Source organism: Pseudomonas pisciculturae (genome assembly GCF_015461805.1).
GTDB classification, from domain to species: Bacteria; Pseudomonadota; Gammaproteobacteria; order Pseudomonadales; family Pseudomonadaceae; genus Aquipseudomonas; species Aquipseudomonas pisciculturae.
This window is the reverse complement of sequence record NZ_JACVZE010000011.1, coordinates 67028-86661: the sequence shown is the minus strand read 5'-3', so window position 1 is coordinate 86661 and position 19634 is coordinate 67028. Positions and strand designations below refer to the sequence as shown.

Sequence of the window (19634 nt, the reverse complement as noted above, 5' to 3'; positions counted from 1 at the left end):
GGCCCGCCGCTATCGGTCGGGTAGACGTTTGGAGATCGCCCCATGTTCCGCTTGTCCCTGCTTGCCGTGAGTATTTGCAGCTTCTTGCCCGTTGCCGGCTTTGCCGCCGAGGCCGAAGCCCCCGCGCAGATGGAGCTGCCGACCCAGACCGTATTGGGCACCGCTCAGGAAGAGATCAAGCAGATGCCTGGCGTGTCGATCATCACCGCTGAAGACATCAAGAAGCGCCCTCCAGCCAACGACCTGTCGGAGATCATCCGCACCATGCCGGGGGTGAACCTCACCGGTAACTCCAGCAGCGGCCAGCGCGGCAACAACCGCCAGATCGACATCCGTGGCATGGGCCCGGAAAACACCTTGATTCTGGTGGACGGCAAACCGGTCAGCAGCCGCAACTCTGTGCGCTACGGCTGGCGTGGCGAGCGTGACAGCCGTGGCGACACCAACTGGGTGCCGGCCGACCAAGTAGAACGCATCGAAGTCATCCGTGGCCCAGCCGCCGCCCGTTACGGCAACGGCGCAGCGGGTGGCGTGGTGAATATCATCACCAAGCAACCGGGCACCGAGACCCACGGCTCGGCCACGATTTATCACAACTTCGCCCAGCACAAAGAAGAAGGCGAGACCGAGCGCATGAACTTTGGCCTCAACGGCCCGATCACCGATAACCTCAGCTACCGCGTGTACGGCAATATCGCCAAGACCAACGCCGACGATGCCGACATCAACAGCGGCCACGAATCCACCCGCTACGGCACCCAGATCGGCACGCTGCCGGCGGGGCGCGAAGGCGTGCGCAACAAGGACGTCAACGGCCTGCTCAGCTGGAAAATGACCCCTGAGCAAACACTCGACCTGGAGGCCGGCTTCAGCCGCCAGGGCAACATCTATACCGGCGATACCCAGAACACCAACAGCAATGCCAGCGTGAAAAGCATGCTCGGCCATGAGACCAACATCCTCTACCGCGAACACTACGCGCTGACCCACCGTGGCGAATGGGATTTGGGCAGCAGCCTGGCCTACCTGCAATACGAAAAGACCCGCAACAGCCGTATCAACGAAGGCCTCGCGGGCGGCACCGAAGGCATCTTCGCCAACACCGATTTCTACACCACCACACTGCGTGACCTGACCGCCCACGGCGAAGTCAGCCTGCCGCTGCACTTGGGTTTCGAACAGGTGCTGACCCTGGGCACCGAGTGGGTCGAGTCCAAGCTCGACGACCCGAGCGCCAACACCCAGACCACCACCGCAGGCGGCAGCGTGGCCGGGCTGACCAGCACCAACCGCAGCAGCACGTCGTCGTCGCGGATCTTCTCGGTGTTTGCCGAAGATAACATCGAACTGCGCCCCGGCACGCGGCTGACCCCCGGCCTGCGCCTGGACCACCACGATATCGTCGGCGACAACTGGAGCCCGTCGTTGAACCTGTCCCAGGTGCTCACCGACACCCTGACCTTGAAGGCCGGCATCGCGCGTTCCTACAAGGCGCCGAACCTGTATCAGCTCAACCCCAACTACTTGCTGTACAGCAACGGCCAGGGTTGCTACGGCTCCACCAAGAGTTGCTACCTGCAAGGTAACGCCGACCTTGAGGCAGAAACCAGCGTCAACAAAGAGCTGGGTATCGAGTACCGCAACGACGGCGTGGTCGCTGGGTTGACGTACTTTCGCAACGACTACAAGAACAAGATCGAATCCGGCCTGACCCCGGTCGGTACCGCCACGGGTGGTACCGGTACCACCGCCGGTGCCAACGTGTTCCAGTGGGAAAACGTGCCCAAGGCACTGGTCGAAGGGCTCGAAGGCAACCTCACCTTGCCGTTGGCCGAATCGCTGACCTGGTCCAACAACTTCACCTACATGCTGCAATCGAAAAACAAACAGACCGGCGATGTGCTGTCGGTAACGCCAAAATTCACCCTTAACTCCATGCTCGACTGGCAAGTGACCCAGGACCTGTCTGTGCAAGCGAACGTGGCCTGGTACGGCAAGCAAACCCCAAAAAAATACGACTACCACGGCTACCGCGTGACGGGCACGTCGAACAACCAGCTGTCGCCGTATGCCATCGCCGGGGTGAGCGGCACCTATGCGATCACCAAAAACCTGAGCCTCACCGCCGGTGTGGACAACGTGTTCGACAAACGCTTGTGGCGCGAGGGCAATGCCCAAGGCGTGAACAACATCGACGGCGCGGGTGCGGCCACTTACAACCAGTCTGGCCGAACGCTGTTCACTAGCCTGACGGCGTCGTTCTGATGCGCTGTGGGATCTTCCTGGCGCTGCTCGTTGCCCAATGTGCGCTTGCCAAACCCGCACCGGACCAGTTGATGGACGCCAAGGTATTGCGCGAGGCCAGCGACTACAGCTTCAGCACCCTGGAACTGGACTCCGCCGACGGCGCCCGCCACTACCGCATCTGGCTGGGCCGCCCGCTCAAGGTCAGCGCGGCCAACCCGGTGGCCTACCTGCTGGACGGCAACGCGGCGATGGCGGCGTTGGATACGGCGTTGCTCAACCGCCTGTCCCACAGCCCCACGCCGCCGGTGCTGGTGGCAGTGGGGTACGCCACGCCGCTGCGTATCGAACGCACGGCGCGCACCTTCGACTACACGCCGCAGGTGGGCGAGGGCGTGCAACGGGACCCATTGACCGATGTGCCGAGTGGCGGGGCGGAGCCGTTCCTGGATCTGCTGACCCAGCAGATCCGCCCATTGATCAACCAGCGACTGGAAGAAAAGCCCAAGCGGCAGTTGCTGTGGGGGCATTCCTACGGTGGGTTGTTGGTGCTGTACACGCTGATGACCCGGCCGGATGCGTTCGATGAATACGCGGCGGCGAGCCCGTCGTTGTGGTGGAACGGTGGGGTGATTCATACCGAGGGGTTGACGCAGCGGTTCAGGGGCAAACACCCGACCTTGCTGATGATGCGCGGGGATGAGGAACCGGCGAGCCCGTCGATGCAACATGGGCCGAAAGGGGATGGGGCGGCGAAGAAACTGTTGGGGGATTTGCAGCGGGTGCAGGGGTTGACGGTGCAGTACCAGGCCTTTCCTGGCCTGAGCCACGGCCCGATGTTGCCGGCGTCGCTGCGCTACACCCTGGAACACCTCAGCCAGCCTTAACACAGTTATAAATGTGGGAGAGGGCTTGCTCCCGATAGCGGTGTAACAGTAACAGATGTGCTGACTGACACACCGCCATCGGGAGCAAGCCCCCTCCCACAGGGAGCCCGTGGTGCTAGTGACTATTCAGCACGGGCTGGAGCTGCTCATCAAGCATCCAATGCGCTCCTCCAGGCCGCAGACAAACACCACCCACCCATCGCTCATGACTGGCGTGCTCCAACCAATACGCCTGCCCATCGAGCACGGCCTGACCCAATTGCGTCAGCACCAAACCTGCCTCTGTCTCCGTCAACAGCGGCGCCGCACCATCGATCAACGGCCGCAACAACGCAAAGAACATCATGTCCCCCAGAAACGGCAGTGGTTCGCGCTTGGCCATCAATTCGGCGAACACCCGGCCAGCCGGTTTGGGGCCTGCTTCGGCGAGGTAGGCCAGGGTCAGGCGTTCGGTCAGCGATAATCCGTCACGCGCACCGGGCAGTTCCTGCAATTGGCGCAACAAGGCGGGCGCCATAAAGGGCAGGGCGGGGTGGTTGCCATGGGCCAATTCGGCCCACTTGAGCGGCGTGCTGTCGCAATAGGCTGCCCACGCCTGTTTGGCCAAGTGCACCGCGTCATCCTCGATCAAACGCCGCTGCGGCCATAGCCAGGCGAGCAGGTCCGGGGCCAGTTGGCCGATGCCGATAAAGCGTTGCACGCCAGGGATGCGGTCGACCTCGATCAGCTCCAGCTTGCACGGTGCCCGCTCCAAGCCCGCTAATGCGCGGATCAGGAACAGTTGGTCATAGGCATCGGCTTCGCACCACAGCACGCTGTGTTCGGCATTGGCCAGGGCTTCGAGTTGGATGTATTCGTCGGCCAGCCTGCGTGCCGCGTCGTCCTTATCCATGGCAAATGCCTGGCTGATGAAGGTGCTGCGCAGCGCTTGATAGTCCGCGGTGGGCAAATCACGCACCGGCCCCATGCACAACGGGTCGCTGAGCATCTGAAACTGGCCCTTGAACCCGGCCAGTTGCAGGCTGTGGGCGATGTCATTACCGCAGCGCCAGTGGGTGGTACGGGCCTCATCGCTGGCGGCAAAATCGGGATGGCGTGCGGCAAAGTCGATGGCATCGACATGGGCCTTGAGCTTGGGCCAACTGCGGAACCCCAGTTGCTTGGCGATCTCCCATTGGGCTTGGGACAGTGTGGCGCTGGGGTCCTGGGCCTTGAGGCGCGGCAACAGTTCCTTGGCGCGCTTGCGCTGCTGCTCAAGGTTGAGACGGCCGTCGGTGTTGAAGTGTTGAGACATACGAGCTCCTTGTATGAACCTTGTCCGCTTTAAGGTTGGGAGTCGTAAAAAATGAGGGTGTTGCAGTGTCTTGGGCGCAGCCCTTTCCGCGGAAGGTGGCGTAGAAAACGCCAGGCGGGGAATATAGGCAGTGAGGTATTTTATTGCAAGTTGTTCCCCGAGTAGTGAGTTCATGACTGACACCCCATTGATTGAAACCCGCGCCCTTACGCGCTTTGACGAGCGCCGCCATGTGGCCTTGCTTCAACCCACTGATTTCACTTTGAATGCCGCCGATCGTGTGTCCATCACCGGTTCTTCCGGCTCCGGCAAAAGTGTGTTCCTGCGCGCCTTGGCCCTGCTGGATGCGCCGACTTCAGGGCAGATCCTGTGGAATGGCCAAGCGATCAGCAACGCACAGATTCCCCATTACCGCTGCCATATCAGCTACCTGTCCCAGCGCCCGGCGCTGATCGAAGGCACGGTGGAAGACAACCTGCGCTTTCCGTTCAGCCTCAAGACTTCACACAAGCGCAGCTTCGACCTGGCCACGGTCACCACGTTATTGGGGCATGCTGGCAAGGCGCCCGACTTCCTGGCAAAAAACGCGGCCGATTTGTCGGGTGGCGAGTCTCAGGTGGTCTCGCTGATCCGCACGCTGCAACTGAACCCGGAGGTGCTGTTGCTGGACGAACCTACCGCTGCCCTCGACCCCACCTCATCCCGCGAAGTGGAAGCGTTGATCGACGCCTGGTTTGCCGGCGATAACACCCGCGCATGTATCTGGGTGTCCCATGACCTGGAACAGGCGCGGCGCATGAGCACGCTGCACCTGCACATGAGTGCCGGCGTGTTGAGCGGGGCGGCCCAACCATGAACTATCAAAACCTCACCGCCCTGGACATGAGCATCGCCGCCTCGCTGATTCTCATCAACGGCGCGCTGTCATTGTTGCTGCGCCTGGGCCTGGGCCGCCAATTGCTGTGGGCGGCCGTGCGCACCGTGGTGCAACTGCTGGCCATCGGTTACCTGCTGGGGTGGGTGTTCGAGTTTGCCTATTGGTATGTGGTGCTGCCGCTGATGTGCGCCATGACCCTGATTGCCGGCCTCTCGGCGGCCGGGCGCGGGCGCCGAACGTACAAGGGGCAGCGGGTCGACAGCATTTTGTCGGTGTGGGGCAGTTCGTGGCTGGTGACGGCGGTGGGGTTGTTTGCGGTGATCCGCATCCACCCTTGGTACGAGCCGCAGTATGCGATCCCGATTTTGGGCATGATCCTGGGCAACACGCTTACCGGTGTGTCCTTGGGCATCGAGCGCATGACCCAGGAGCTGACCTCGGGGCGCAACACCATCGAGATGATCCTGGCCCTCGGCGGCTCACGCTGGGAAGCCGCCCAGGAGCCGATCCGCCAGGCCGTGCGGGCGGGGATGATCCCCACGCTCAACCAGATGACCGTGGTCGGCATCGTCAGCCTGCCCGGCATGATGACCGGCCAGGTACTGGCGGGGGAAAGCCCGGTGGACGCGGTGCGGTACCAGATCGTGATCATGTTCTTGATTGCGGCGTCGTCAGCGTTGGGCACCGTGGGCGCGGTGTTGTTGACGTATCGACGATTGTTTTCGGTGGGGCATCGTTTTTTACGCGAGCGGCTGCAAGAGCGGTGATGGGCGTAGCGCCTTGCGCGGTAAGGCAATGTGCGGCTGGCCGACTATCCTAAGAGGCTCCTGGCTGTGCCCGAGGAAGGTGATGACCATGAATCCGATTGAACAGTCCCCCTGGCATGCTGGCGAACGGCACCTGCAAGAAGCGGTTGGCGTGGCCGAACGCATGGCGATGATCGGGCCCAAGGTGATCCGCGATCACCTGCCCGAACAACACCGGGACTTCTACCCCTTGCTGCCGTACCTGTTGCTTGCTGTCGTTGACGACCAAGGCATCCCCTGGGCGACGATGGTGGAAGGCGCCCCAGGCTTTGCCCATTCACCGCACCCGCACACCTTGCAGGTCGATAGCCTTCCATCGATGAGCGACCCGGCACGCTCGGCCTTGCGCCAGGGTGGCGCAGTGGGCCTGCTGGGCATCGACCTCAATACCCGCCGACGCAACCGCATGAACGGCCGCATCGGTGCCCTGGACTACGAGGGTTTCTCGGTTGACGTGGTGCACACCTACGGCAACTGCCCCAAGTACATCCAACTGCGGCCGGTAGAGGCCGTCGCCCGCAAACCCGGTAACCTCGCCGAGCGCGCCACGGTGTTGGATGACACCGCGCAAGCGATGATCCGCAACGCCGACACCTTCTTTGTTGCCAGCTACATCGACGCAGAGGGCGAACGCTCGGTAGACGTCTCCCATCGCGGTGGCAATAGCGGGTTTGTGCGTGTTGACGGCAACCTGTTGACCATCCCCGACTTTGCCGGCAACCAGTTCTTCAACACCCTCGGTAACCTGCACGCCAACCCGGTGGCGGGGCTGTTGTTTATCGACTTCGAATCGGGAGACGTATTGCAGGTTACCGGGCGCACCGCCTTGATCCTCAGTGGGCCGCGAGTGGCCGAGTTCGAAGGGGCGCAGCGGTTGTGGACGGTGAGCGTGGAACAGGTGGTGCGACGCCCGGCGGCGCTGGCGTTGAAGTGGCGGTTTATGGAGTTTTCGCCCTTCAGCCTGGCTATGGGAATTGGCTAACCTGCGGTGTGCCGTAGGAGGCATTCGGGAATAACTGATCGGTCATTTCGATGATCTTGCTTTGGGCATCGATAAACTTGCCCATCCGCGCGCCACCCGAAGTTGAGTCATACAACGCTTGGCCGATGCGTCGGCCATTCTCAAACACTTGGATGTCGGCATAGCTCATGTACAGGGCCATGTCCCAACTCCATTGGCCGATGTAAGTGGTCGCCAGTGCACAACTGGCCGGCGGAGTACCTGGCGGCAACTCCCGGGTCTGGAAGCCCTTGCTTCGCAGCTGTGCGGTGTAGGTCGTGTTGAACCCGGCACGCAGGCCTTCGGCGGGGATCATGCAGATCTGCGGGGCCGGGGCGCTGGTGAACGTTACAGGGGTGACGGTTTGTTTGATGCTGCAGCCGGTGAGGGCGAGGGCGGTCAGCAGTAGGGCTGGAGCCATTGTCAGGCGCATAGAGACCTCCGTGTCATGAATAGTGTCTAGATGATAGCAGTGCGTCGAGCCTCTGCATCGCTGGTCAACGCCCCCGTCGCTCCCGTACCATGCGGGCCCCTCGCAGCGACGCGAGGCGCAGCGCCAGGAGGGCCAATGCATGCTTGTCCTGGGCCGTCTGCTGCTTCCCTTATGCCCGTGCTCAGGATCGAACATGTCTTGCTTTTCCAGGCCCTTGGCCTTGTTTTTAATGGCCGCCGCCTTGACCGGCTGTGGCACTCAACCCGCGTCGATGGTCAGCGCGCCGCTGCTACCCGGCCCTAATGAACCGGTGGCCTACCTGGTGGGGTCTATCGGCCCGCAAAGCCTGTTGGCATCTCCCGCGCCCAACCAACGCCTGTTGTTTCGCAAACGCGGCTCCGAGTACGGTGCGGCCGGCATATGGATCGGCATGGGCCGTGAAACGCCCCAGGACGTGAAGGAAATGGACGGCGCCGCCAGTGTGTTCGTGCTGCCACTCAAGCCTGGGGATTATGAGTTTTATGATTTCCAGTTCTTCTCCAGCAACTATTCACCCACGTTGGGCACCACCTATACCTCGGTGCAGGCGCGGGAGAAATTCAACCTGCCACTGCGGCTGCAAGCGGGCAAGGCGTATTACCTGGGCGAGTTTCGCTCGTTGTGCCTGGGTGGCTCGTGCGCGTTCCGTTGGCGTGACCAGCAGGCGCGCGATGAGGCCATCGCGCGCCAATCTGTGCCTGGCTTGCCGTCGCTGGAGCTGATGCCGCTGGATTACCGCAGTGCCGCCCCCTACATCGTCGTGCCGCTGCCCGGTGGTGCGGGTCAGAGCCCCCAGGAGAAACGCCCATGAACCGCTTTATCGCCCTGGGCGCCGTGGCCCTGCTGACGGGCTGCGCGACCACCAACACCTTGCCCGAACGCACATTGCCCGACGGCCAGGACTACCTCCAGCCGATCCACGTGATGGTCGATGACCCGCTCACCGCTGCGCAAATCCGCAACCACCTGCGCGAAACCGGGGTGTTTCGCAGCGTCGAGACCGGTATGGGCAAGCCGGGGGACTATACGGTGTTGATCCGCTACAACAGCCAGCGCGACCTGCCGCCGTTCCCGGTGATTTTGCTGAGCACGGCCACCCTGTTTCTGTTGCCGTTGTCCCAGAGCATCGACACCACCACCGAGTTTTCCCTGCAACACGACGGCAAGCCGTTGAAGCAGTACAGCTACCGCAACGTCACGCAAAAATACACCTGGTTGCTCGATGGCAGCGGCGGCATGCAGCAAGAGAACGTCGGCCGTATCACCCGCGCCTTCGCCCAGGATGTGCAACGCGATGGCCTGCTGCCCAAGGAGCAAGCGCAATGATCCGGACGACATTACTGGCCGCTGTACTGCTGCTCAGCGGTTGCAGCACGGCGCTCAAGCCCCTGGATTACAAGGCCGAACGCGCCTACGTGCCGATGAGCGTGACCCTGCCGCCGCCGGCAACGCGTTTCGACCAGCAGAAGCAACGCGAAGTCATTGAGCGTCTGCGTGAAACCGGGGCGTTCAGTTTTCTGGATGGGGGTTTCAGCAAGACCGGCTACAGCCTGTTGGTGGACCAGAGCGGCGGCAAAGGCGCCGGCGTGCTTCCTGCTGTACTCGGCGCGTTGACGTTGCTGACGGTGCCCATTCCGTACACCTACGAGCGCCAATTGCATGGCTCGTTGTACAAGGATGGGCAATTGGTCAAGGCCTACGCCTATAAGCGCGGCGGTTGGACGGCTACCACCTGGTACATACCCATGACCGAACCGCGCAGTGAAAGTGAAATGTTGAGTGAACTGATGCGTGATCTGGATCGGGATCGCTTGATTCCCTATCAATAAATCACGGTGGGGTAGAGCCGTGTGGGAGCGGGGTTGTCATGCGGTTGAGTTTTGTTGGATGTATACCGCTCTAGTGTGGGAGCTGGCTTGCCTGCGATGCAGGCAACTCGGCACATCAGGCACAGCCAGTTGATGCCATCGCAGGCAAGCCAGCTCCCACACTGACCTACTTTCTACAATGAGGAATGGGGTGTTAACGAGTACCCAATTTTAAGACCTGCCCATCGTGTGCGACCAGCCTTCGGAAATTCGCCCGGTCACCAACGGATGCAGCAGATTCCCGATAAGCTGCTGAAAGCATTCAACAAACTACCATCGTGGGCTTATAGCTAAAAAGTGTCCCGCTATGCCATTCAGCTATTGGATTGTTCATCAGGTAATGCCTTTAATTCGGCACCTAACTCATTGTTGTCTGGAATAAATCAACGCGATTTAGCGTTGTAGTGAGTCATCGTTCGGTCCTAGAGACTCGCCATGAGCAACCCCGAGCCCCTGATCCGCCTGCGTGATCTATGCAAAACCTTCGGTGCCCAGCGGGCGCTGGATCAAATCAGCCTGGATATTTATCCCGGTGAAGGGGTGGCGATGCTGGGGGCCGTAGGCGCGGGCAAGTCGACCCTGGTGAAGATCCTCAGCGGCACTTTGGCGCCGGATAGCGGTGAGCTGTGGGTCAATGGCCAGCGCCAGCGATTTGTCTCGCAACTATCGGCGCGGCGTGTGGGCATTGTGGCGGTGCATCAAAACCCGGATGACGCCATCGCCCCCGGCCTGAGCGTGGCCGAGAACCTGCTGCTCGATGAACTGGGCCAGCCCGACGCAGACTTTCTACTCAACCGCAAAAGCCTGCTGCAACGCGCCGAAGCCATCGCCGCCGCGCTGGGCCTGGACCTGCCACTGCTGCAACCGGTCGAGCGCCTCGGCCAAGCAGACCGCCAACTGCTGGTACTGGCCCGAGCCTTCGCGCTGCAACCCAAGTTGCTGATCCTCGACGAACCCACCGCCGCCCTGTCGGAGCCCGACGCCGAGCGGCTGCTCGGCCTCATCGACAGTCAGCGCGCACGGGGCGTAGCTATTCTCTATATCTCCCAACGCTTGTCTGATCTGCAACGAGTGACCAATCGCGCCATCGTGCTCCAGAACGGTCGGCTCACTGGCGACCTCAACACACGCCACCTGACGACGGCGGCCTATACGCTGTTTGGCGATGTGGCCGAGCAACCATTGGCGACGCCGGATAAAACCCAGGCTGTACCGTTTCTGGAGCGGTTTACCAGGGCCGGGTTTATTCGCAATCGGGCGGAGGGGAAGGCGGTGCGGGAACAGGTGGTGGGGTTAAGGTTCGAAGCCGACATTCCACATGAACGGGGTAAAAATAAGATCACACCTGATCGCTAGTTCTATTATTTAAGTGATGTGAATACATACCGCTTGTCGGGTGCTTGCTGTTTTTTTCAATAAAAAATTTAGGTATTCAGACTTGTATTTTATTTAGCGGCGCTTGTTTATATAGGGCGTCGCAACGTAAGCCATTATTTTTACGGGCCGTATTCTGCTTATTCATAATCGGATTTCAGATCCGTATTTAGAGCAATAACTGAATATCTGATCTCCCTGCAAGAAAATTCCTAGTTGCTGGTAGTTAATTTCCTACAGGTGATGGGCGTGTAAGTTGTAGGTTTTTTTCGCGAGGGTATAGTTTTTCAGTGTCGCTCGATGTGCGTGAAGTCAGTTATCGGAAACCTCTGTAGGGGGTTGGCGAATGAACATAACGGTCCCTAACTACGAAATCCTGAATTTCCAAAATGAGAGTTTAGTAGGCCCCAGAAACGGTGGCTCGAAATTGAACTCACAGTCGTTGTTAAAAGCGTTAAGGCAGCTGCAGATGTCTGAAGCTATGACCAAGTCGCAAGTGGATAAAATTCTTGTCGAGAATGGGTTTTATGCAAATGATGTTTTTGAGTTTTTAGATAAATAATACCCACCAACCTGCCCCTTCACGGTAACTGCGGATAAACGATCAACTCCAGATACCCCTTGCTATAACGCGTTCCCCCCAACGGCAGTCGCTCGGCCTCCCGCCGCTCACTCGCGCTGTTGACCCGCATCAACACCCCCACCGAGCCGTGTTGGCGCGCCTCATGGAGCCAGGCCTGTACCTGATCCAATTCAACCTTGCGCTGCATTGAATCGGCGTACTGCAAGCCGTAACGCAGTTCACCCTCGGTGTCATACAAGGCTATGTCTGGCCGTTGCAGGCGCCAGGCCAGGGCGCTGGCGCTGCCCAGTTCGTTGCTCAACAGGGCGTGGGTTTGCTGCAATTCTTGCAGATGCTCCAGCACAAATTGATCGGGCATTTCGTTATCGCTCACCTGCGCCGGCATGCCCACCGGCAGTAGGGCTACCAGCAAACCAATGCCCAAGGCCGGCATCGCCCACAGCGTCAGCGGGCGCCAGGTTTGCAGCAGGTTGGCAAGCGTCCACACCAGCAATACGATCAGCGCCAGGCACAGGGCAAATCGCTCGGTAGGGGTGTTGCCGTACAGGGGTTGTGCGACTTGCAGGTAAATCAGGCCGATCATCGCCGCCACGCCGATCACGATGTTGAGCAGACCATTGATGCGGATAATTCGGGTGCGGCCCGAGTTGATAAGCTCGACCAGGGTATGCCCCATCAGCAACGCCAAGGGCAGCAGGCACGGCATGATGTAGGTGGGCAGTTTGCCGTTGCTCAAGCTGAACAAACCCAGCGGCAGCAGCAGCCATAGGGCCAGGAAGGTAATGGCCGGTTGGCGTTTTTGCTGCCAGGCCTGGTGTAAGGTTTTGGGCAGCAGGCCCATCCAGGGCAGGCAGGACACGGCGATGATCGGCAAAAAGAACCACCAAGGGCGCACGTGTTGCGCGTTGTCGGCGCTGAAGCGGCGGATATGTTCGTTCCAGAAGAAGAACCGCCAGAAGTCCGGTTCCTTAAGGTGAATCGCCAGTACCCATGGCATGCACACCAACACTGCCACGCCCACCGCCAGCGGGCCGTAACGCAGTAATTCACCGCTGCGGCGTTGCCAGAGCATATAGGGCACGGCGATCAGCACCGGCAGCACCCAGGCGAGAAAGCCCTTGGTCATGAACCCCATGGCGCACGCCAGGCCCAACAGTGCCCAGGCGCCAAGGCGGCCAGCGGTGGTGCGACTGTCGAGCGCGAACCATAGGGCAACCAGGCTCAAATTGACCCACAAGGTGAATTGCGGATCGAGGTTGGAATACCCCGCTTGCCCGGCGACCAATCCAAAACTCAAATAGAGCAGGGCGCAGGCGAAGCTTTTGCGCGGGTCATTCCACAGGCGGCGGGCGATCAGGTAGGCGAGCAGTACGCTCAGGCCGCTGGTGAGGGCCGAAGCGATGCGCACACCAAACAGGTTCTGGCCAAACACCCCCTGGCCCAAGGCGATCAGCCAATAGCCGGCGGCGGGTTTTTCGAAATAGCGGATGCCCATGAAGTGCGGTGCCACCCAGTTGCCGCTCAGCAGCATCTCCTGGCTGACCTGGGCGTAGCGGGTTTCATCCGGGATCCACAAACCGTGCAGGCCAAGCGGCAATAAATAAAACGCGGCGAAGGCCAGTAATAAGAGTGGCAGGGGTTTTAAACGGGTCATCACAACGTCGCTCCTTGACGTTTCGTGGCACGGCGTGGGTGCAGTGAAGTCATAGCGTAGAACAACAAGGTTTTCACTAAGTCGGTGAGAGTAGTCATGACGTCCTTAACTAACAGGCACAACTAAACATGCCAGAACAGGGCTGTCGTTTTGCTGAATAGGGGCCCTGTCGGGCGGTGAGTAAGTTCTAGAGTTGTTTGAGTGCGAGCGGCCAATCTTGATTGTTCAAGAGGCCCAGGGTCTTGAACTTGCCATGGGGTAAAACCTGCACGAACAAGGCACTGCCGTACTCGGGGAAGGCGGCGTGGGGGAAGCCCAGGGTCTTTTCGAAGTCTGCGATGCAGCCGCTGTGAGTGACAAAAACCAGGTTGCGTCCTGGGGTTTTGTGACTGAGCAATTCTTCGCCCATGGCCGCGCCGCAGACGGCTTGCTGGCCTGAGGTCAGCTCGTTTTTGCCGAACATGAAACGCAAGGTCTGGGCGGTGCGGATGGCGGGGCTGGCGAGTACGTCGCTGCCTTCCATGCCCAGTAATTTAAAGGACTTGCCGAGGTTTTCGGCCTGTTGGCTACCGTTGATGGTCAGGCCTTCGACAGGGCCCAGGCAGGGGTTTGTCGAGCGGTCGCAGCGCTCTTCATGGCGCACCAGCACGATCACGTCGCCGTCGCGCCACAGCGGTACGACTTGAGACGTGAGCAGGCGATTGCCGATACCCAGGTTCTGTGGCGACCGGGGCCACAAGGTGCTGCCGGCGAGTAACAACGCGATGACGCTAAGCCCCAGCCAAAGCCGGGTCAGGCGCTTGAGTAAGGCCCGCGGCGAGCGCGCTTTGGTCAGGGCAAGATCAACCACTTTATTCACCTTGGGCTCAGTCGGCATTGTTGTAGTAATGAGTCGCAACGCGTTGGCGGATACCCGTACTGAAGCTGGAGGCTGTCATAGGGCTGCTGTCTTTTCGCTGAACACTGATGCGGTTAAAAGTTGTCAGACGTGGCCACTTAAAAGTTACCGGCGCGTGACAGATGGCCGGTAATTTAAAGTGCGCCGGGTAGCCGGCCGGTGAAAACCATGTGAAAAATTTGCGTGGTGTTGATACACAGCCGTTATTCTCGATTGCCCCCTCTCAAACGAGTGTTGCCATGTTGCAGGTGCAAGGTGTTTTCAAGAGCTATGCCACGCCCCAGGGCCCGCTGGCAGTATTGGCGGGTGTCGACTTGCAGTTGGCGGCGCGCACCAGCCTGGCGTTGATGGGCGAGTCGGGCAGCGGCAAGAGCACGTTATTGCACCTGGTGGCTGGGCTCGACCGGGTGGACAGCGGCAGCATTCAGGTGGGCGAGCAACGTCTCGACCAACTCAACGAATCCCAGCTGGCCCACTGGCGCCGCACGGAGATCGGCCTGGTGTTCCAGCAGTTCAACTTGATCGGCAGTTTGCGCGTCGATGACAACCTGGCGTTCCAAGCGCGCCTGGCAGGGCGCTTCGACCCGCAATGGCAAGCGCAACTGGTGGAGCGCCTTGGCCTGGGCGACGTGCTCAAGCGTTATCCCGAGCAGCTCTCTGGCGGCCAGCAGCAACGGGTGGCGGTGGGCCGTGCATTGGCGTCGCGGCCAGGCTTGCTGCTGGCGGATGAACCCACCGGCAACCTGGATGAAGCCACCAGCGACGACGTGCTGAACCTGCTGCTGGATTTGCTGCGCGACAGCCCCACCAGCCTGTTGATGGTCACCCACAGCCCGCGCATCGCCGCGCGGCTGGACCAGCAAGTGGTGTTGCAGCGCGGGCAGGTCATGCCAACGTGAACGTGTTTTATTGGACGTTGCGCGCGCTGCTGAGCCATTGGCGACGCCATCCTGTGCAGTTTTTCAGTGTGCTGACCGGGTTGTGGCTGGCCACTGCGCTGTTGACCGGTGTGCAAGCGCTGAACAGCCAGGCGCGGGACAGCTATGCGCGTGCCAGCCAGTTGATCGGCGGCGAACCCCAGGCCAGCCTCAGTGCGCCGGACGGTGCCAGCGTCCCGCAAGCGTTGTTCGCCCAGTTGCGCCGCGCTGGCTGGCCAGTGTCGCCCGTGGTGCAGGGGCGGGTGCAGCTTGAGGGCCATGAGCACGTGCGCCTGCAATTGATGGGCATCGACCCCTTGTCACTTCCCGGCAGCGGTGCGGTGGCGGGGCAGCGTTTGAACCAGGCGCAGATGCTGGCGTTTTTTGAGCCGCCGGGTCGCACCTGGATAGCACCCCAAACCTTGCAGGCCTTGGGGTTGCGCGAGGGCCAGCAGCCGACAACCTTGAGTGGCCACGCACTGCCACCGCTGCAACCCCAAGGGGACATGGCGCCTGGCCTGTTGCTCACCGATATCGGCTTCGCCCAACCGCTGTTGGACATGCCCGAGCGTCTGTCACGCCTGTTGCTGGACAAGGCCTACGCCGCCAGTAATCCCACGCCACCCGCCGGGCTGCAACTCAAGCAGGGCGAAGACAACAACCTCTCGCGCCTCACCGAAAGCTTTCACCTGAACCTCGACGCATTGGGGTTTTTATCTTTTGTGGTGGGGCTGTTTATCGTGCATGCCGCCATCGGGCTGGCCCTGGAGCAACGGCGTGGGCTGCTGCGCACGTTGCGCGCCTGCGGGGTCAGCGTGCGCCTGTTGATCCTCAGCCTGAGTGTGGAGTTGGGCGTGCTTTCACTGCTGGGTGGTGTGCTCGGCGTAGCCAGCGGTTATTTGTTGGCGAGCCTGTTGCTGCCGGATGTGGCTGCCAGCCTGCGTGGCCTGTATGGCGCTGAGGTGCCTGGGCAACTGAATCTGAGCCCATGGTGGTGGGGCGCGGGCTTGGGCCTCAGCCTGCTTGGCGCGTTGCTTGCCGGCGCGAGCAGTCTGTGGCGTGCGTCGCGCCTGCCGCTGCTGGCGCTGGCCAATGCTCAGGCCTGGCACGAGGCCCATGGCCGCTGGTTACGGCGCCAAGGCTGGGTCGCGAGTGCGGCGCTGCTGATCGCTGTGTTGGCACTCTGGCTCGGCGACAGCCTGGCTGCGGGTTTTGTGTTGATGGCCGCTTTGCTACTGGGTGCCGCACTGGGGTTGCCGGTGCTGCTCAATGCGCTGTTGAAGACGGTAATGGGCCGCAGCCGTTCGGTGCTCGGCCAGTGGTTTCTGGCCGACTGTCGGCAACAACTGCCGGCCTTGAGCCTGGCGCTGATGGCATTGCTGCTGGCCTTGGCCGCGAATATCGGCGCGGGCTCGATGACATCGGGTTTTCGTCACACTTTCAATAACTGGCTGGAACAACGCCTGACGGCCGAGCTGTACCTCAACCCACAAACCCCAGCCCAGGCCGAGCAGCTCGGCACTTGGCTGGCGCAGCAACCCTTGGTACACACCGTGCTGCCCACCTGGCAGGTTGCTGTGCAATTGCAGGGCTGGCCGGCGGAGCTGTTTGGCGTGGTCGACGACCCGACCTATCGCCAGCACTGGCCCTTGCTGGACGCGGCGAGCGAACCCTGGGACCAATTGCAGCAAGGCGACACTGTAATGCTTAGCGAACAACTGGCCCGCAGGCTCGCGGTGAAGTTGGGGGGCACGGTCAGCATCCCCACGCCACAGGGTGTGTGGGCTCCCAAGGTGATAGGAATCTACGCCGACTACGGCAACCCCAAGGGTCACCTGCTGGTTAATTCCAGGCATCTGCTGACGCATTGGCCGAGCTTGTCCCCGGCGCGTTTCAACCTGCGGGTCGCGCCGCCGAATGTGGCGCCATTGGTGCGTGAACTTCAGCACGCGTTTACCCTGGACGACAGCCGCATCGTCGATCAACAGCAACTCAAGGGTTGGTCGAGCCAGGTGTTCGAACGCACCTTCGCCGCCACTGCCGCCCTCAACAGCCTGACCCTGGGCGTGGCTGGCGTCGCGCTGTTCATCAGCCTGCTCACCCAAAGCCAGAGCCGCCTCGGCCAGCTCGCACCGTTGTGGGCATTGGGCGTGACGCGTCGCCAATTGATGCTGCTCAACTTGGGGCAAACCTGGCTGTTGGCGGTACTTACGCTGATCCTGGCCTTGCCATTGGGGTTGCTGCTGGCCTGGTGCCTGGACGCGGTGATCAACGTGCAGGCTTTTGGCTGGCGCCTGCCGTTGCAGGTATTTCCGTGGCAGCTTGCCCAGTTGCTGGGGCTGGCGATGCTGGCCACGCTGTTGGCTTGCGCCTGGCCGCTGTGGCAGTTGTACCGCAGCCGTCCTGCGGACTTATTGAGGACGTTTGCCCATGAGGATTAAGCCGTGGTGGTGGTTGGTGTTTCTGATGTTGAGCGCCTGCGACCAGGCCCCTGCGCCGCCGCAAAGTTTCGCCGGTTTGGGCAGTGACGCGGCGGACTTTGCCCAAGTGGTGCCCGGCAAGGTGTTCAGCTTTCCCGAGGACCACGGGCCTCACCCAGGCTTTCGCATTGAGTGGTGGTACGTCACGGCCAACCTTAAGGATGCCCAGGGCAATGTGTTTGGCGTGCAATGGACGCTGTTTCGCAATGCCCTGAAGGCCGGGCCCACCCAAGCCGGCTGGCACGACTCCACTGTGTGGCTCGGCCACGCCGCTGTTACCTCGGCGACCCACCACTATGCTGCCGAACGCTTGGCCCGTGGCGGCGTTGGCCAGGCCGGTGCCCAGGCGATGCCGTTCAGTGCCTGGATCGACGATTGGAATTTCGCCAGCCAACCCGGTGCTGAGAGCCCCTTGGCGGACATGCAACTCAAGGCCAGCGATAAGCAGTTCGCCTACGACTTGCACCTGACCTCCAGCCGCCCGCTGGTGCTGCAAGGCGACAACGGCTACAGCCGAAAATCCGATCAGGGCCAGGCGTCCTACTACTACAGCCAGCCGTTTTTTACCGCCAAGGGCAGCGTGAGTATCGACGGCCGTACCTACCAGGTCAGCGGCCCGGCCTGGCTTGACCGCGAGTGGAGCAGTCAACCCTTGGCCGCCAGCCAGACCGGCTGGGACTGGTTCTCCCTGCACCTGGACCGGGGCGAACAATTGATGCTGTTTCGCGTACGGCAAACCGACGGCACCGGCTACCTGACCGGCACCTGGATCGACGCGCAAGGCCAGGCGCAGACCTTGCACAACGCCGATATCCAACTGACGCCGCTGAACACCACAACCCTCGATGGCCGCAAGCTACCCACGCGTTGGTCACTGAAAATTCCCGGCAAGCAGCTGGATATCACGCCCCAGGCCATCAACCCGAAGGCTTGGATGAACCTGAGCATTCCATACTGGGAAGGGCCTGTGCAGTTTGAAGGTGGTGTGGGGTATCTGGAAATGACGGGTTATTAACGGGCCTGTTTTGAGTCAGCGCGCCAACGCCAGCGACAACGGCAAGCGCGCCATGCTCGTGCTCTTCAACGAGCCCAGGTACAACCAGTCGCCATATTCGCGCGCAGTGGTAATGGGCGAGTAATTGCCCGCGCTGCCATCCTGCAAATTGGCAATGACGTTGCCGTCGGTATCCAGCCCCAGCACAAACGCTTTGCGCTCGATGGGCTTGGGCACCACCATCAGGGCCCGCACCATTACCTTGCGTAGCAGTGGGTAGCCGGCAAAGCTATCGAGCAGTGGGTTGCGCGGTGAGTACAGGGCTACCCAGAAACGGTCCTGGCCATTGAAACTGAGGTTGTCCGGCAGGCCGGGGAGGTTGTCGATAAACAGGTCATGGCTGCCAGTGCGTTCGCCCTTGAGCCAGTAGCGGCTGATGCGATAGGCGCCGGTCTCATTCACCAATACATAGTTTTCATCCGGGCCCAGGGCTACGCCGTTGGCGAATTGCAACTGGCCCAACAGCACCTCGGTGGTGCCGTTGCTGAAGTCATAGCGCAGCAGCCGGCCATCGCCGCCATGTTCGATCACCGCCTCGCCGTCCTGGCCATACCCCCAGCGGCTCGACGCATCGCTGAAATACGCATAGCGCCCGCTCACGTCCACGGTCACGTCGTCGGTGAAGCCGAACGGCACGCCATCGGCGCCGGTGCTCAAAGTGGTGAGTTGGCGATTAGCATCAAGCGCCAGCAGGCCCTTGATGCCATCGGCAATGATCAGGCGCCCATCCGGGTGCAGCGCCAGGCCCAGTGGGCGGCCGCCGGTGTTGGCCAGCACCTCCAGGGTGTGGCTGTCGGGCGAGGTGCGGATGATGCGCCCGTCGTGCAGGCCGCTGATCAGAAAGCCCTGGGCATCCAGCACCAAGGCTTCGGGGCCGGCGATGTCCTGGGCGCCGATTTTTTGCACGCCCTTGAGCCGCAGGTTTTCGGCGAAGGGGCCTTCCTTCATCGACGGCGCCTTGGGCGGTGCCCAGTTCACCGGTTGCACCTTGGTGGGCATTAACAGCAAAAAGGTGACCACTGCCAGCAGCAATACGAACAGCATATGACGGAGTTTTTTTGGACGGGTGCTCATGACGATTCCTGATGATCATTTTGGCCCGGTTCCCACGTACCACGGGTGCTCGGCTTTTTTGTTGGTTGGTGAGCTTAGTTGCTGATCGGGAATGTGCGAGTTTTACGGGCGGTAGGCCACAACACTGTGGCCCGTCCCATCAAGCCTTGGCC

Annotated in this window: 17 protein-coding genes; 12 read left to right on the top strand and 5 right to left on the bottom strand. The window is 61.1% G+C overall.

Annotation, left to right across the window (positions count from 1 at the left end; genetic code table 11):
• Positions 1 to 42: 42 nt before the first annotated feature.
• Together ICY20_RS25535 and ICY20_RS25530 are read left to right on the top strand one after the other, a co-directional pair.
• Positions 43 to 2265 (top strand): TonB-dependent siderophore receptor, encoded by a 2223-nt coding sequence (locus tag ICY20_RS25535; RefSeq protein WP_159962248.1) that lies wholly within the window; start codon positions 43 to 45, stop codon positions 2263 to 2265.
• A complete protein-coding gene (locus tag ICY20_RS25530; RefSeq protein WP_194938937.1) occupies positions 2265 to 3131 on the top strand; it encodes an alpha/beta hydrolase in 867 nt (288 codons plus the stop codon). The genes ICY20_RS25535 and ICY20_RS25530 overlap by 1 nt, the downstream gene beginning before the upstream one ends.
• 115 nt (positions 3132 to 3246) lie before the next feature.
• On the opposite strand, the gene ICY20_RS25525 is transcribed toward ICY20_RS25530, so the two are convergent.
• Positions 3247 to 4425, bottom strand: coding sequence for a DUF1835 domain-containing protein (locus ICY20_RS25525; RefSeq protein ID WP_194938936.1), 1179 nt, complete (start codon positions 4423 to 4425; stop codon positions 3247 to 3249).
• Between the two features lie 172 nt (positions 4426 to 4597).
• Here ICY20_RS25525 and ICY20_RS25520 point away from each other — a divergent pair, with 172 nt between their 5' ends.
• The 3 genes from ICY20_RS25520 (at position 4598) to ICY20_RS25510 (ending at position 7090) form a co-directional block, all read left to right on the top strand.
• Positions 4598 to 5281 carry an ABC transporter ATP-binding protein gene (locus ICY20_RS25520; RefSeq protein WP_159962245.1) on the top strand — a complete coding sequence of 228 codons (684 nt, stop codon included), beginning with the start codon at positions 4598 to 4600 and terminating at the stop codon, positions 5279 to 5281.
• Positions 5278 to 6069, top strand: a complete 792-nt coding sequence (locus ICY20_RS25515; RefSeq protein ID WP_159962244.1) for an ABC transporter permease — start codon at positions 5278 to 5280, stop codon at positions 6067 to 6069. The genes ICY20_RS25520 and ICY20_RS25515 overlap by 4 nt, the downstream gene beginning before the upstream one ends.
• 88 nt (positions 6070 to 6157) lie before the next feature.
• Positions 6158 to 7090 (top strand): pyridoxamine 5'-phosphate oxidase family protein, encoded by a 933-nt coding sequence (locus tag ICY20_RS25510; protein ID WP_194938935.1) that lies wholly within the window; start codon positions 6158 to 6160, stop codon positions 7088 to 7090.
• Here ICY20_RS25510 and ICY20_RS25505 read toward each other — a convergent pair.
• Positions 7074 to 7541: an Sbal_3080 family lipoprotein gene (locus ICY20_RS25505; protein ID WP_194938934.1), complete on the bottom strand. Its 468-nt coding sequence runs from the start codon at positions 7539 to 7541 to the stop codon at positions 7074 to 7076. The genes ICY20_RS25510 and ICY20_RS25505 overlap by 17 nt on opposite strands.
• A gap of 193 nt (positions 7542 to 7734) precedes the next feature.
• Here ICY20_RS25505 and ICY20_RS25500 point away from each other — a divergent pair, with 193 nt between their 5' ends.
• From ICY20_RS25500 to ICY20_RS25485, 4 genes are all read left to right on the top strand, one after another.
• Entirely contained in the window at positions 7735 to 8391 is a 657-nt protein-coding gene (locus ICY20_RS25500) for a hypothetical protein (RefSeq protein WP_194938933.1), read from the top strand.
• Positions 8388 to 8906, top strand: coding sequence for a hypothetical protein (locus ICY20_RS25495; protein WP_159962240.1), 519 nt, complete (start codon positions 8388 to 8390; stop codon positions 8904 to 8906). Before ICY20_RS25500 ends, ICY20_RS25495 begins: the two co-directional genes overlap by 4 nt.
• Entirely contained in the window at positions 8903 to 9409 is a 507-nt protein-coding gene (locus tag ICY20_RS25490; protein WP_159962239.1) for a hypothetical protein, read from the top strand. Before ICY20_RS25495 ends, ICY20_RS25490 begins: the two co-directional genes overlap by 4 nt.
• Before the next feature lie 474 nt (positions 9410 to 9883).
• The gene (locus ICY20_RS25485) at positions 9884 to 10804 is read left to right on the top strand and encodes an ATP-binding cassette domain-containing protein (protein WP_194938932.1); all 921 of its coding nucleotides are present in this window, start codon (positions 9884 to 9886) and stop codon (positions 10802 to 10804) included.
• A gap of 599 nt (positions 10805 to 11403) precedes the next feature.
• Here the strand turns inward: ICY20_RS25485 and arnT are convergent.
• Together arnT and pmrG are read right to left on the bottom strand one after the other, a co-directional pair.
• The gene (gene arnT, locus ICY20_RS25480) at positions 11404 to 13059 is read right to left on the bottom strand and encodes a lipid IV(A) 4-amino-4-deoxy-L-arabinosyltransferase (RefSeq protein WP_194938931.1); all 1656 of its coding nucleotides are present in this window, start codon (positions 13057 to 13059) and stop codon (positions 11404 to 11406) included.
• A gap of 187 nt (positions 13060 to 13246) precedes the next feature.
• Entirely contained in the window at positions 13247 to 13936 is a 690-nt protein-coding gene (gene pmrG / locus ICY20_RS25475; protein ID WP_159962236.1) for a lipopolysaccharide core heptose(II)-phosphate phosphatase PmrG, read from the bottom strand.
• 260 nt (positions 13937 to 14196) lie between these two features.
• Between pmrG and ICY20_RS25470 the strand changes: the two genes are divergently transcribed.
• Genes ICY20_RS25470 through ICY20_RS25460 form a run of 3 tightly spaced genes read left to right on the top strand, consistent with a single transcriptional unit; the run spans position 14197 to position 18369 of the window.
• A complete protein-coding gene (locus ICY20_RS25470; protein ID WP_194938930.1) occupies positions 14197 to 14856 on the top strand; it encodes an ABC transporter ATP-binding protein in 660 nt (219 codons plus the stop codon).
• Positions 14853 to 17315, top strand: coding sequence for an ABC transporter permease (locus ICY20_RS25465; protein WP_194938929.1), 2463 nt, complete (start codon positions 14853 to 14855; stop codon positions 17313 to 17315). Before ICY20_RS25470 ends, ICY20_RS25465 begins: the two co-directional genes overlap by 4 nt.
• Positions 17305 to 18369 carry a lipocalin-like domain-containing protein gene (locus tag ICY20_RS25460; RefSeq protein ID WP_194938928.1) on the top strand — a complete coding sequence of 355 codons (1065 nt, stop codon included), beginning with the start codon at positions 17305 to 17307 and terminating at the stop codon, positions 18367 to 18369. Before ICY20_RS25465 ends, ICY20_RS25460 begins: the two co-directional genes overlap by 11 nt.
• Positions 18370 to 18384: 15 nt before the next feature.
• On the opposite strand, the gene ICY20_RS25455 is transcribed toward ICY20_RS25460, so the two are convergent.
• Positions 18385 to 19482, bottom strand: a complete 1098-nt coding sequence (locus ICY20_RS25455; protein WP_194938927.1) for an SMP-30/gluconolactonase/LRE family protein — start codon at positions 19480 to 19482, stop codon at positions 18385 to 18387.
• Between the last annotated feature and the right edge of the window lie 152 nt (positions 19483 to 19634).